Here is a 14,518-nt window from a genome sequence, read left to right on the forward strand (position 1 = left end):
TGCTTTCGATGCAGCTTTCTTTTAGAAAGCTTTAGGCGCACGCTTCGCTTCTTCAGCTTCATTCTGTCCTCTCCGTTTTGTGTAAATGTTTAGTTCAATATATCTATATTTTGTCCTTATATACATTAAACCGTTCAGCCAAGCCTAAACGATTCCTTATATTGCTTATCTTATACCAAAACAAACAGACCCAAACCATCCGCCTGTATCACGGTTCGTTTGAGTCTATGCAATTCATAATGGTCAGAAGTTATATGATTCAAATCGCGAAGCATTCGAAATGGCGTTCCATACATCGGCTGTTTCGCCGCCCATATACCAGTAAGCCAGACCGGCAATCTGACGTTGTTCACTCATCAACACTTTGGCTGATAACGAACGACTGTCCTCTGCCCATATATATCTTGGCATTCCGTTGCTGTTGTACCCAATCACATATTGAACCAGACTTGCATCCCATCGTCTTACAGATCCTATAGCATGCGCGCGCGTTCCCTGTTCTGACAATGTAATGTCCCAAGAACTGGTTGCCGGGTTCACTGAGGACCAGTCTCGTGTGTACAACGGAAGGGCCAAAATGGTTTTGGCACGTACCACCTCGGAGAGCATAGTATCCAGTGCCTTTTCCACCCATGGAAGAGACGCCACGGATCCAGCTATCGGATCACCGTTCCAGTGTTCCTCGTATCCCATCAGCACCATATAATCCGATACAGCGCCCAGTTTGGCATAATCAAATGCCTCCGTCCAATCTGTACCCAGGTCTGGTGATACATCCACAGACACCACTGCACCCAGTGCGTGCAACGTAGCCGTCAAGGAGGTGACAAATGCCGTCAACCCTTCACGATCCGCAGGATCAACATTCTCAAAGTCCACATTAATGCCGTCCAGTTTATAGGTTTTGACATAAGCCGCTACCTGTGAGATCACTGCCGCTCGGTTCGTTGAGCTGGATAACATCTGATGGGTAAGTGCCGAATCAGAACGATTCCCAAGCAATGGCCATAACTGCCTGTTTGTGGCGGATGCCCAGGAGATCAATGCAGGGTCCGTGTGATCCGTTACTTTCATACTGCTATTCAGGAAAAACCAGCGTGGGACGAGCGTATTCACTTCAGACTGTTCCACCTGCTTCTTGAATTCAGCGGTAGTGGAATTATATTGCCAGCCCAACTGAACGCCGAGTTCATCTCCACGTTGTAACTGTTCAGACCATGTTTTCTTTTGTAAGATCGCATCAAGCATGACCGCAGCTTCTTCGCGCGTTACTTGATCATGCGGTCGGAACACGCCTCCACTTCCCCGCATCAATCCAAGTTGATACGCCGTCTGCACATAAGGACGTGCCCAGTCCGAGATATCCGCTGCGTCGAAATACGTTGAAGATAAAAGTGACGTCTCTACGGGTTGTTGTTTTAACATCCGAACAAGCAGAGCAGCCGCTTCTTCGCGCGTAATGGACGCATTAGGCTGGAATGTTCCCTGACCCTTTCCCTCCAGAATGAAAAGATTCGTCATGGCAGCAACATTGCCGTAATACCAGGCATTTATGCTGATATCCTGATAAGGATTGATATTATTTTTAACGGGCTTCAAACCTAGCAATCTCACCGCAAACGTCGCAAATTCTGCACGAGTGACGGCTTTCTTCGGTTCAAATGTAGTCTCTGACGTACCGGCAGCAATGCCTTTGTTCACCAAATGTGTAATGGCATCCTTGGCATAACTCGTACGGGTATCCTGAAACTGTTGCTTCACGGCTGCAGCCTGAACGCCAGAACTGCACCCAGCCATCGACCCAAGTGTTAATAACCCACATAAAACTATCTTCCACACACGTTGATTCGTCATGTCTTTTAATCTATTATTCACATCAAAAAGCCTCACTTCATTGGAATACGATCAACTATCATCGTATCAAATTGAAGCGAGGCCGTATGTGGTTAAATGTTGGGAAATGCGAAGCTTACTTAAATCAATTTCATAACTCATTAAAATGAATTTACGTAACTAGATACAGACAAATTGAAACGTTTTGATCTATATCTAGCCTTGATTGAAGCAGCTAAAGGTATTATGAAATTGATTTACTTGTGTACTTTTACGCGCTCTTCAATCGGTTGGAATTCTTTCTCACCCGGTGCTGCCGTTGGTTTACCAAATGGCATCTGTGCAACCAATCTCCAGTTCTCAGGAATGTTCCATTCTTGCTTCACTTTTTCGTCAATCAACGGATTGTAGTGCTGCAAAGATGCACCCAGACCTTCTTGTTCCAGAGCCGTCCAGATTACCAATTGCAACATACCATTGGATTGGTTCGCCCAAATCGGGAAGTTATCTGCATAAGCTGCAAAATTTTGTTGAAGCTGTGCAATCACATTGTTATCTTCAAAGAAGAGAACCGTACCATATCCGCTGCGGAATCCAGTCATTTTCTCTGCTGTGGATTTGAAGGCTTCTTCATTGCCTACCACTTCACGCAAAATTTCTTCTGTATGATTCCACAATTTATCATGTTGTTCACCGAGCAATACAACGGCACGGGATGTTTGAGAGTTAAATGCAGTTGGTGTATATTTCACCGCTTCTTCTACGATTTCCTGGATTTTAGCATCCGAAATTGTAGATTCCTTGCTAATTCCGTAATAAGATCTTCTGTTTTTCAACGCATCAAAAAAAGTAGTCATTCTTATTCGCCTCCCAAATTTTTTATTCATTCGCCAACATAGTAACTATAATATAGTAACATACATTAGTCAACAAACTATTTTATTTTCACTAAATATACTTTCGACAATAAACGACACTTTTTTTGATCAAATCAGTATTTCAAATCAGCCATCAGATTAACCTTCACTCGCTCGCCTTTTTGCGATAATCCGCCCGATATTTCTCTTCGGTAGATGAGTTGCTTTTCGTCTGATCCTTATTCTTCTCTTCTTGAGCCTCCATATTCAGATCTTCCATCGGAATTGGATCTACAGTTTGTTCTTCTTCATATTGGTCAAGCAGACTTTCATGCTCTGTCTTATATTGTTCGGGATTGTCACGGGTTTGATCCTGTCGGGTATCGCTGTTATTCTGATCCGGTGTGCGCTGTTTCATTCATAATCGCCTCCTCTGGGTTCATTACCTTTCTTTACCTTTTATGCACGCCCTCTAAACACAACGAAAGACATTGCTCGAAAATCAACAAAAAAAGCCAACCATACAAGCTGGTCAGCTCACAGAGGACTATGATTGGCGATGCAATTGGGTACGATACAGATCCGGCGAACATCCCACACTTTGTTTGAACATCCGACTAAAATGTGAAAGGCGTTTGAAGCCGGACAAGCGGCTTGCTTCTGTCACGGTGATCTCCGGTTGGAACTGAAACAAAAGCTTGGCCTGATTAATGCGACGGTCATACAGGTATTTGAATATAGTCAAACCTGTCATTTCCTTAAACATGCCGGCCAGATATGGCTTGGAGAGATGTAATTCCAGTGCCAAATCATCCAGACCAATATCCTTCATATAATGGGTATCCACATAACGAATAATATGCTGAACATGCCGCTCCTTCTCCGATGAAGGAAGTTGTTCTTCAACATCGCCCTGGCAGATCCCCGCAACAAAATATAACAGATCACACAGTCTGACATTCATTCGCTCCTGCCTGAACGTACTCTCACTTTGAGACAGACGGTGGAGATCATGCAATAAAGTTTCAAATTCGGAGCGACTATCTCCCGTCAGATTGACCCGGCAATTTCGGAGTTCTTCGAATGGTCTCAAAACCTCAACCAGACGGTCCGGATGCAGACTGCTGCGAATGGCAGACGGATCAAAATGCAATGTACTTCGCTCATAGGCACTGCCAGGCTTCGGATGTGGTCGATGAAGAGTCAAACCATGCATCAACACCAGATCACCCGGCTCCAGATTGTATACCCGGTCTCCAATGATATACGTACATTCTCCCTCATGGAAATAATAAATCTCATAATGGGGATGTGAATGGAATCCATCCGACTTACCCGGATCAAATGTATTTGTGGAACGGTAACTATACTCCAGTGAAGCACTAAATTGCATCATGCTCGGCACATTCATGCACCTCCTGTTCGGAAGAGGGAACGATTCGTGTCATGTCCCTGTAGGATATATGAAAGTGAAATTATAGAAGCTGCTTAATACTCTCTTGAATCTCGTCAATGGAGTCTATAGGTTCGAAACGTCTGACCACATGGCCCTCTGCATCAATCAGGAATTTTGTGAAATTCCATTTGATCGCATCGCCATGTAACCATTCTGGTGCTTTATCAGCCACCATCAATTTCAATAGTTTGGCCTGTATATCTGTTTCATCAAAACCAGCAAAAGGCCCTGATCTTTTCAAAAAGTCGTAGAGCGGGTGCGCCGCTTCTCCATTCACGTCCAATTTGGAGAACATCGGAAATTTCACACCATAGTTAATCTGGCAGAAGGATTCTGCTTCCGAACTGCTTCCAGGCTCTTGCTCTGCAAACTGGTTGCATGGGAAACCAATAATCTGAAGTCCTTGATCCTTGTACTGATCATACAGCTTCTGCATGTCATCAAACTGGTGCGTATATTTACATTTACTTGCCGTGTTTACGATGAGCACAGGTTTTCCTTCATATTGATAGAGTGGGAAACGCTCTCCACTGGTTCTGGTTACGGTAAAGTCGTAGATGGTTGGCATAAGTCTAGTGCACCTCGCGATAGTTATGTAGTCATTCAGCATCATAGTTCATTGTTAATTATATACGAAGTTTGAACTATTGTATTGCGGAAAGATCTTTATTCTCCCTTTCAACAGAAAACCCTTCTGCCGCGAAGATCACTTCGTTCAGCAAAAGGGTTATATTACGAAAACACATTGAACATTGGTAACAGCTTCAGCCCTTCACGGCACTTCCGGCCACGCCCTGAATGATATAATGCTGGCCCACCAGAAAGACGATAATCATCGGAATAATACCTGCCGTGGCAGCGGCCATCATGCCGTTGTAGTCGACATTGTTCTCCAGAATAAAGTTCTGCAGTCCAAGCGGCACGGTGTACAGGTCTTTGTCGATCAGGAACACGAGTGCATTCTCATAGTCGTTCCAGTGCCAGGAAAAATCGATAATTGCCAGGGTGGCCAGCGCCGGCTTTGCCAGAGGCAGAATCAGCCTGAAGAATATGCGCAGGTGACCGGCACCGTCGATGAACGCCGCTTCCGAGATCTCTGAAGGCACCGACAGGAAGAACTGTCGCAGCATAAACACCCCAAAGATCGTGAACATTCCTGGCAAAATCAAAGCCCAATGCGTATTATATATGCCTGCCCATTCAAACATCAGAAACTTGGGCACAAAGAGCACTTGCGGCGGCACCATCATCATGGAGAGATAGATGAGGAACAGTGTCTCCCGTCCTTTGAATTGAATTCTTGCGAAGCCATAAGCTGCAAACGCCGAGAGAAACACAGCTCCAATCGTGCTAATTAGTGATATTTTCAACGAGTTCAGATAATATGTGGCAAAGGTATCCGCTCCGCTCCAGACTTTAATGTGATGCTCCCAGTTCAGGCTGGAGGGTATCCATTGGATGGGATAGGTGAATACGTCCGCAGGAGATTTGAACGACGTGCTAATCATCCAGATGAACGGCATAATCATCAGCAAAGCAAACCCGGACATCAGAAGTGTCAGTATGATTCTTCGAATCTGGGTTAAGGACTCCATGCGGAATTTACCTTTAGGTGCATGCGGAGCTGTGGGCTTCGCGTTTGCGGCAATTGATTTCTCCATAACGATCCCTTCCCTCCTTAATAGTGAACCCAACGTTTCTGACCCAGCCACTGCAACACAGTGAAGATCATGATGATGGCAAAGAGCGCCCAGCTAATGGCAGCAGCGTATCCCATCTCGTAATAGCGGAAGGCATTCTGGTAGATAAAGAGCGACAGCACAGTTGTACTGTTTCCCGGCCCACCCTGAGTAATCGCCTGAATAATGCCAAAGTTTTTGATCGTCATAATCAGCCCTGTAATCAGCAGCAAAAAGGTAGTCGGGCTTACAAGTGGCCAGATCACTTGGCGTATCGTCTGCCAGGGGCGGGCTCCATCAATGCGTGCAGCCTCAACCAATTCCTCCGGGATTTCCTGCAAAGCTGCCAGATAAATAATCATGTTGTACCCCAGCATGAACCAGATCCAGATGATATCAATTGCATACATGGACCATTCAGTTGTCGATAACCAGCCAGGTGGATTTGTAATACCGATCCCCCGCAAAAAACCGTTAATCGGTCCCGACGTTGGCTGGAACAGCAGCATCCAGACAAAGGCGATCGCAACGCCGCTAGTGATATAGGGCATGAAATAGAGGGCACGCAGTGTTTTTTGCCAGTACACCGACTTGTTCAGCGCCACCGCCACGATAAATGCCAACCCCATCGATACTGGAACCGCCAACAAAAATACAAATGTATTTCGCAGCGCTACCCCAAACAGATCATCATTCAACATACGGCGGATATTGTCCAGCCCCACAAAATGTGTCTCCGGGCTCATGAATTTGTAATCGGTGAACATGAGATAGAATGAATAGACAGCCGGTATAATAAAAAACAACAGCACGCCAATCATATTGGGCCCAATAAACAAATACCCGAGCCTGCTCTGCCGTTTCATCCAGGATTTATGCATACGCTCCCCCACTCCTTAACATCTGTTCTGGAATTAAGCATAACAAGATGTCCTTTCACTTTTAAGGAACATAACCTCTTTCCTGGTATCACAGAACTATGTATTTTGGCAGTGACCTTCGAGATGAAATAACATGGAATTGTTCTATTACTTATATAGAAAAAAAACCGCCCCATTGGGGACGGCCTACGGACTCATTGCTTTTGCCTTCTATTGATTCTGCTTCAGCCAGTCATTATGGCGTTTGACCATGTTCTGTACCGTAACTTCAGCAGTCTGGTTACCAAGGAAGAACTTTTCATACTCCTGTGCACGCAGATCGACCACTTCCTGTGCAATACTGCGGACAAACGTAGGTGTCTTATCACCGTACAACACGAATTCCAGTGACTCTTTATCATAAGAATCGGCATAATCGCCAAGCAGATGATCAATAGCCGTCTGTTGATCGACCGCATTCGAGGAAGGCAAACGTCCACCAGCAGCCATCGGCATCATTCCCCCATCGGCGTACCATTTCAGGAACTCCCATGCAGCTTCTTTATTTTTCGACTTGGAATTGATCGCGATAAAGTCACCAAGCCCTCCACTCTTCACCATATCTGCTTCCTGTGCAACCAGTCTCGGTACCGGAGCAAAGGCGATTTTCCAATCCCGAGGGAACTCTGTCATGTTATTCGACGTGCGAATCAGCCACTCCCCAATGTTAATCATGGCGGACTCACCACCAAGGAACATGTTCTCCACCGGCATTTTGGAAGTCAGCTGTTCGCCGAGTGGAGGTGTGGTTGCATCCTCCTTCATCATTCCATTCAAAGTCTCCAGCCATTTGGTAACAAGCGGATCGTCGAGATTGGAAGTTCCGTCCGCCTTAACATAACCGTTCTTGACCAGTACAGAATCGAGCGGGTCCACATAGGAAGCGGTATGCTGTACCAAACCGTACTTGAAACCGACATTCTTCAGCTTAAGTGCATATTCTCGGGCTTCATCCCAAGTCCAGGCTGTGGGTACGCTCAATCCCGCTTGATCAAGCGCTTTCATATTTAAGGCGAAAAAGGCCGCATTTTTCTTGGTTGGCATACCGTAATATTTACCGTCTACTTTCCACGAAGCCGCGTCTTCTCCCATTTTCTCGTCAATGTTGTAGTCCTTGAACTCACCGAGATCCAATGCCGTCCCGCCCTTAATGCGTTTATCGAGATTCGTCAGGGTGTAATTGACATATAGGTCAACGTTCTGACCGGTGGACAGTGCCGTATCCAGCTTCAAATTACCGTCGTCGTCATTCACAAACCGCACATATTCCACCTGAATGTCAGGATGCTCTGCATTCCAGGTATCCACAACTTCCTGCGGACCATTCTCCGGCGGCACTGCGCCCCACATGGTAAGCTTCACTTTTCCTGCTGATGCTCCACCCTCGTTATCTCCACCGTTCGTCTCATTCTTACCAACACAGCCGGCAAGCAAGCCCAGCATCAGCGCACCAACGATGAACCCTGTTAATCCTTTTTTGATTCTCATCTGGTCACATGACCTCCCTGAATTGAAGTGTACCTTCCGTTACATCGTAGCAGGGACCTTGCTGGGTTCATAAGATACATATCCATGATTCGAATGGAACAAAAATACGGATTTACCCTTCCTTGTCTAAACACTCGGGTACACATATTCCTTCTACTCATCCTGTCAGTCACGAGCGGTGGCGGTACTGGCTTGGCGTGCAACCGGTCCAACGTTTGAATATTTTGATAAAATAATTATCGCTTCCGAACCCTACCCGGTAACCAATTTCCTGTACGGGAAGGTCTGTCTCACGCAAGTATTCCGCCGCTTTCTCCATCCGTACCCCATGCAGATAATGAATCAGGGTATGGCCAGTTTTCTTTTTGAACAAAGCACTGACATAATTCTCCCCCATCATCACGTACCGCGACATGGATTTGACGGTAATGTCCTGATCGTAATGCTGTCCAATATACTCAATTATTTTGCTAATCTCCGGATGCTTCACAACGGGCTCACGAACAGGTGTAAATGGAAGATCGATTGCAGACGGCGGCGCGGAAGAGACGGTTAGAGAATCAGTCGATGCAGGCGTAGATGTTAGAAGTGTTGTGGATGATGGCTCTTCATGATGCGTTGTCTCTGTCCGGGCTTCAGCTGAGGCTCCCAGCTCCGCACTTACCTTACGGAGTGTATCACGCAACGAATTCACACTCATCGACAGCTTCAGAATATAATTCGAAGCCCCGTACTCCATTGCACGGCGTACATACTCGAACTCCCCCATACAGGTGAGCATCACAAACTTGGTTTTTAACCCGGCCTGACGTGTCTGTTTGAGTAATTCCAGACCATCCATACCCGGCATGACAATATCGGTCAGTACAAGATCAGGTGCATCCTGTATGATCATGGCCAGCGCTTCGGTTCCATTACCGGATTCTCCGATGACCGTGAAGCCCAACTCTTCCCAGGAAATAATCTCTCGCACCGACTCTCGTACAAATACCTCATCCTCTACAAGTAATACCTTCCACATGCCAGATTCCCCTCTCCAGTGCGCTAGTCTGATCGCTTCTGTACGTAAGGCGTCGACAATAAAAAAGGAATGCTGAACCTGACCAACGTCCCCGGCTTGGTATCGATCACTTCAAGTTCACTTTGGCCTTTGAACAGTAATCGCAATCGTTCCCTGAGGTTGGACAGACCAATCCCCGGACGCGTGCGGGTTGTCTGCTGACGCCGGGATTCCTCCATACCAATTCCGTTGTCTGCTACCTCCAGCATCAGCATTCCTGTGTCTTGCCTATATATCCCGATGCGGATCTGTCCAAGTTGCTCCATTGGTCCCACACCATGATGAATGGCATTCTCCACAAGGGGCTGCAAGCTCAGCTTGGGTACCAGCGCATACTCCAGCTTGTCGTCAAAGTCACAAGTCACCTCAAAGCTATCGCGGTAACGAATCCGCTGGATATGAAGGTAGGCTTGAACCAGTTCAATCTCGTCCTTCAGGTATACCAATTCGACCTGTGAATTCAGGCTGACCTCCAGTAGTTTGCCCAAGGAAACACACATCTCGGAGATCTCCTCATTCCCGCTGCGTATCGCACTCCATTTCATTGTATTCAATGTATTCAGGAGAAAGTGCGGATTCATCTGAGCGAGGAGCATGTGAAAATGTACCGCTTCCTTCTGGCGTTCTTCTGCCTTAAGTCTGTTAATCATCTGATTGGCATCATCCAGCATCGTATTGAAGGTACGTGTCAGTTCCAGTACTTCCCCACGGCTGCGGCCTTCGGGAATACGAATCTTGAGGTTTTTGCGGACAACCTCTCTCATCTTATTCTGTAAGTGCGACAAGGGGCGCGTAAATGTAGCCGAGATCATAAAGGCCATCACTACAAATGCGCCTGTGAAGCCAAAAAAGGTCAGAAAGTAGCGCTGTTTAAGCTCAGATATCTCTGTAAACAGAATGGACAGCGGAATGCGATTCACCATATACCAGTCCAGTGATTCAATGTACACGTAGTTAATCAGCGTATCCGAGGCTGGGTCAGTCAGATAAGCCTGTGCCGGATGCAGAGCTATTTCACGTGTAACTTCCGGGGACAGCGCCGCTGTTTTGGATGATCTGGCTATGGTCTCTCCACTTCCTGTAATAAGATAATACTCCTGATTAGTTTGTGAATCTTTCAACATCGTTTGGAACCAGTACGAGTAATCAATGCTGATCCGAGCCAATCCGTACCGTTTCCCACCGCTATCTTTCATATAGGCATACAGCGACAACAGATACGGGCTGGAGGATAACTCCCTGAGCACAGGATTGGTATCCCGGGCATCCCAGCGATAGAAAAGTTCTTCCGGTTGAAGCGGGTGCGAGTCTTTACCCCCTTTTGGAATGGATATTTCTCCAAGACGTTCGCTGAATTGCTCCAGATAAGGGCCATAAGCCAGTGCTGTTTTTGGCAAATACGAAGTGTAAACGCTATCATAAAAATCCAGCAGGGTGAAGTACACCGAGGGATTATACAGAAAGAAACTGTTGTTAATCATCTTGAATTTTTCTTCCACCAGTGACTTGTTCTCCAGGGGCGTACGACTGTCCGGGGAAGTTAGCACACTTCTTACCGCAGAATCCTGCTCCAGAAAAATGAGAGTTTTGAACGCAATGCTCATCTGGTCCTCCAAAGAGCGGTACATCTGCACCAGCTGCTCATGGCTCTGTTCACTGATTTTCTGCTCAACCAGGGATTCAATCTGCTGATAATTGTAGACATTTAATGCACTGAACGGCAAGAGAATCAACACCATAAACGCACCAAACAGACGGTATCTGAGCCGCTGTGGCAACCAACGCTTCCAGTTTGGCTTCTTCATTCTTATGTGCTCGCTCCCCTGTAATTAATGACACCATTATAGCACCTGCCTGCCATTTACAGCCGGAGTCGAATGATTTGCATGGATATGTGATATTCGTTGCTTGTATCCAAGTGAAATGCACAGATATGTTCTATTGGTGAAAGAAACGAATGAATCGATGGTTGGTTGGTTGGTTGGTTGGTTGGTTGGTTCATTGGAACCCTCATCTCACACTTGATGTCGTCTCCGGTACTCCGAGGGGCTGATTCCTATGGTGGACGAAAATACACGGCTCAGATAAAATCCGTTCTCATATCCACATCTCTCTGCGATCTGCGTAAGGGTCAGACGGCTATCTGCCAGTAAGGCTTTTGCCTTTTTGAGACGAATCGCTTTCAGATAATCGGAGGGTGTCTCTTGAAAGGCCTCCCGGAACCTTCGGGTGAGCTGGACTGGACTCAATGCCAGGTGTTCGGCCAACGTCCTCAGGCTAACTGCCTCTCCTGCCCACTCTTCCAACAACACTGCCGCTTCAGCCATCAGAGCATCCTCCGTGAACTTCGTTTCCATTAGCCCACTCTGTCTGCGCTCCCATTGATATAGCCGCCACAAATCCATCATCAGATGGGTTTTCCATCCTGTTGAAGCCTCATCGTTGTCCTCACTCGCCTGACGAAGGTAGGCATATGTTGAAGCCAGACGCTTTGTATCATTAATTAAAGATTTTCCAATTGGCGGCAGAAGGTTCTCCCCCTCTGTGGTGTTACAAGAGAACTGCATATAGTGAAACGTCAGCGGGGTTACCGTCTCTCTGTGAAAAGCAACGTGGGGTGGGCACAACACCAGATCAGCAAACCCCGCCTCTCCTGTCAGTCCATCAATCTCGTAACGGAATACTCCCTCTTCAACGGCAAAAACCACCCAAGCGTCGTAGATATCTTCTGCGAGCGCAAATGCAGCTTTCCTCTTCCAGTAGATGTGGTTAAGGAGGTCCATGACACACCTGCCTTTGTTATGAAATAAAGTATATGCTCGATGATAATATAGTGTATTTGAAAAGTAAATATATAGAACTATTATGAAATTATAGATATGAAATCTAAGCTTAGGGTCATCCATATTCATGAGAGAGGTGTTTGTATGAAGCACGAACTCGTTAAACCGGATATCACCGTCATCGGAGGCGGGCTTGCGGGCGTATGTGCTGCGATATCTGCTGCCCGGCTGGGCCAACAGGTCGCACTGATACAGAATCGCCCCGTACTTGGCGGCAATTCCAGTAGCGAAGTACGCGTATGGGTCTGCGGCGCTACCGCCCACGGGATTAACCGTTATGCCCGCGAGACAGGCATCATGGGGGAACTATTTGTAGAGAATCAATATCGTAATCCGGAGGGCAATCCTTATCTCTGGGACTTGGTCATTCTGGAAGCCGTCCGAGCTGAATCCAACATCAGCCTGTATCTGAACACGGATGTCCATGAAGTTGAGGCCACAGGGGATGGCGAAGAACGTATGATCACCTCTGTTACCGGGTGGATGATGGGCTCTGAGCGCAAAATCCGATTTGAGAGTCAGATCTATCTGGACTGTACAGGCGATGGACTGGTTGGTTTTCTGGCAGGTGCCAAGTTTGCGCTCGGCCGGGAAGCCCGCAGCGAATATGGTGAAGAATGGGCACCAGAGGTTGCCGATCAGATCACGCTGGGCAGTACACTGCTCTTTTATACCAAGGATACCGGTGCACCCGTCCGTTATATCCCGCCTTCTTTTGCCAAAGATATCACGAAGACGAGTATTCCAATTCGCCGGGTCATTCGCAGCGGGGATTCCGGTTGTCATTACTGGTGGATTGAATGGGGCGGTGAACATGATACCGTACACAACAATGAGTTGATCCGTGATGAGCTGTGGTCCGTGATCTACGGGATCTGGGACTACATCAAGAACTCCGGGAAATTCGATGCCGATCATATGACGCTGGAGTGGATCGGTTCTCTTCCTGGCAAAAGGGAGTACCGCCGCTTCACGGGTGACTATGTGCTCACCCAGAACGATATTATCAGCCAGCAGGAGTTCCCGGATGCCGTAGCTTTTGGCGGCTGGTCCATCGACCTGCATCCCCCGCAGGGCATGTATGCCGAAGCGAGCGGCTCGAAGCATATGCATGCCGATGGCGTGTATCACGTGCCGTTCCGCTCGCTGTATTCCGCGAATGTGCGGAATATGCTCATGGCCGGACGCGACATCAGCGCATCACATGTCGCCTTCGGCACAACGCGCGTCATGGCCACATGCGCGGTCATCGGCGAAGCCGCGGGTACGGGCGCAGCGCTCTGCGCGGCCATGGGGGTGTCGCCGCGCGAGCTGCACGCGCGGCATCTAGCGGCGCTGCAGCAGACGTTGCTGCGGCAGGACGCTTCCATCATCGGGGCGCGCAGCCACGATGAGCTGGATCTGGCCCGGCGTGCCAAGGCTTCAGCCTCCAGCACGCTGACGGGCATTGCTCTTGAGCAGCCTGGGGAGACGTACCCGCTGGGTGCGGATGTTGCCCTGCTGCTGCCCGTGCAGCCAATGCTCAGCGGCCTTGAGCTGCTGCTGGATGCATCCAGCGATACCGTGCTGACGGTAGAGCTGTGGGATACGGGGCGTAAGGAGAATTACGTCCCCCATACGTTACAAGTTACGGCAACCGTTAATGTTGCAACGGGAACCAGGCAGTGGGTGAAGCTTCCGCTTGAATGGCAACCGGAAGAACCGCAGAATGCATTTATTATTATCCGGGCGAATGAAGACGCCACCCTCTACCATTCCACGGAGGCACACAGCGGGGTGCTGATTTTCTTCCGAACAGAAGAGAACCATGTGTCCAAAAATCTGGAGGATCATGCCACGGATCAGCCCGTTGTATTATGGTCCATGCAGGGGTTGGCGCGTCAGCCATTCTGCTGTCGTACCCTTTCTGAGACGACGGCCTATTTACCAGAAAACACAGTCAACGGTTACCATCGCCCTTACGGCGGGCCACAGCAGTGGATGTCCCAGCCGATGCAGTCTGGCAAGCCGGAATGGGTGCAACTCACATGGGAAGAGCCTCAAGCCTTGGCTGAACTGCACTTGACCTTTAATGATGATGTGAACGAGGATCTGGTTAATCTGCATCACCATCAGACAACATTCCGTGTCATGCCTGAACTTGTACGTGATTATCGGGTGGAGGTATTGAGTCGGTCTGGGGAGTGGATTGAGATCGTAAGTGCAGCGGAGAACCGCAAAAGGAAAGTCATTCATCGTCTGGATACAGCTGTGCATACACAAGCGCTTAGGGTAAACATTGATACCACCAATGGCAGCAAGTATGCAGAGTTGATCGAGATTCGGGCCTATGGGGAGTCAACGTTGACAGGCAAGAGCTAAACGCAAAACACATTAAACTAA

12 protein-coding genes are annotated in these 14,518 nt (G+C 47.9%); 1 reads left to right on the forward strand and 11 read right to left on the reverse strand.

What is annotated here, in order from left to right; translation table 11 throughout:
* Positions 1-243: 243 nt before the first annotated feature.
* The 11 genes from MKY73_RS17575 to MKY73_RS17625 form a co-directional block, all read right to left on the reverse strand.
* Positions 244-1,875: an S-layer homology domain-containing protein gene (locus tag MKY73_RS17575; protein WP_339302845.1), complete on the reverse strand. Its 1,632-nt coding sequence runs from the start codon at positions 1,873-1,875 to the stop codon at positions 244-246.
* A 215-nt stretch (positions 1,876-2,090) separates the two neighbouring features.
* Entirely contained in the window at positions 2,091-2,690 is a 600-nt protein-coding gene (locus MKY73_RS17580; RefSeq protein WP_339302846.1) for a nitroreductase family protein, read from the reverse strand.
* Positions 2,691-2,856: 166 nt separating this feature from the next.
* Positions 2,857-3,108 (reverse strand): hypothetical protein, encoded by a 252-nt coding sequence (locus MKY73_RS17585; RefSeq protein WP_339302847.1) that lies wholly within the window; start codon positions 3,106-3,108, stop codon positions 2,857-2,859.
* 129 nt (positions 3,109-3,237) lie between these two features.
* Complete coding sequence (locus MKY73_RS17590) at positions 3,238-4,086, reverse strand: AraC family transcriptional regulator (RefSeq protein WP_339308649.1); 849 nt, start codon at positions 4,084-4,086, stop codon at positions 3,238-3,240.
* Between the two features lie 79 nt (positions 4,087-4,165).
* A complete protein-coding gene (locus tag MKY73_RS17595; RefSeq protein ID WP_278295594.1) occupies positions 4,166-4,714 on the reverse strand; it encodes a glutathione peroxidase in 549 nt (182 codons plus the stop codon).
* A gap of 196 nt (positions 4,715-4,910) precedes the next feature.
* Positions 4,911-5,807: a carbohydrate ABC transporter permease gene (locus tag MKY73_RS17600; protein ID WP_339302848.1), complete on the reverse strand. Its 897-nt coding sequence runs from the start codon at positions 5,805-5,807 to the stop codon at positions 4,911-4,913.
* A gap of 17 nt (positions 5,808-5,824) precedes the next feature.
* Positions 5,825-6,706 carry a sugar ABC transporter permease gene (locus tag MKY73_RS17605; RefSeq protein WP_339302849.1) on the reverse strand — a complete coding sequence of 294 codons (882 nt, stop codon included), beginning with the start codon at positions 6,704-6,706 and terminating at the stop codon, positions 5,825-5,827.
* Between the two features lie 210 nt (positions 6,707-6,916).
* The gene (locus tag MKY73_RS17610; protein ID WP_339302851.1) at positions 6,917-8,233 is read right to left on the reverse strand and encodes an ABC transporter substrate-binding protein; all 1,317 of its coding nucleotides are present in this window, start codon (positions 8,231-8,233) and stop codon (positions 6,917-6,919) included.
* A gap of 169 nt (positions 8,234-8,402) precedes the next feature.
* Positions 8,403-9,254, reverse strand: a complete 852-nt coding sequence (locus MKY73_RS17615) for a helix-turn-helix domain-containing protein (protein ID WP_339302852.1) — start codon at positions 9,252-9,254, stop codon at positions 8,403-8,405.
* Positions 9,255-9,277: 23 nt separating this feature from the next.
* Positions 9,278-11,098: a histidine kinase gene (locus MKY73_RS17620; RefSeq protein ID WP_339302853.1), complete on the reverse strand. Its 1,821-nt coding sequence runs from the start codon at positions 11,096-11,098 to the stop codon at positions 9,278-9,280.
* A 210-nt stretch (positions 11,099-11,308) separates the two neighbouring features.
* Positions 11,309-12,076 carry a helix-turn-helix transcriptional regulator gene (locus MKY73_RS17625; RefSeq protein ID WP_339302854.1) on the reverse strand — a complete coding sequence of 256 codons (768 nt, stop codon included), beginning with the start codon at positions 12,074-12,076 and terminating at the stop codon, positions 11,309-11,311.
* A 144-nt stretch (positions 12,077-12,220) separates the two neighbouring features.
* On the opposite strand from MKY73_RS17625, the gene MKY73_RS17630 reads away from it, so the two are divergent.
* Complete coding sequence (locus MKY73_RS17630) at positions 12,221-14,497, forward strand: FAD-dependent oxidoreductase (protein WP_339302855.1); 2,277 nt, start codon at positions 12,221-12,223, stop codon at positions 14,495-14,497.
* Positions 14,498-14,518: the final 21 nt, after the last annotated feature.

The sequence above is a fragment of the Paenibacillus sp. FSL R5-0519 genome (genome assembly GCF_037974275.1).
Taxonomy (GTDB): domain Bacteria; phylum Bacillota; class Bacilli; order Paenibacillales; family Paenibacillaceae; genus Paenibacillus.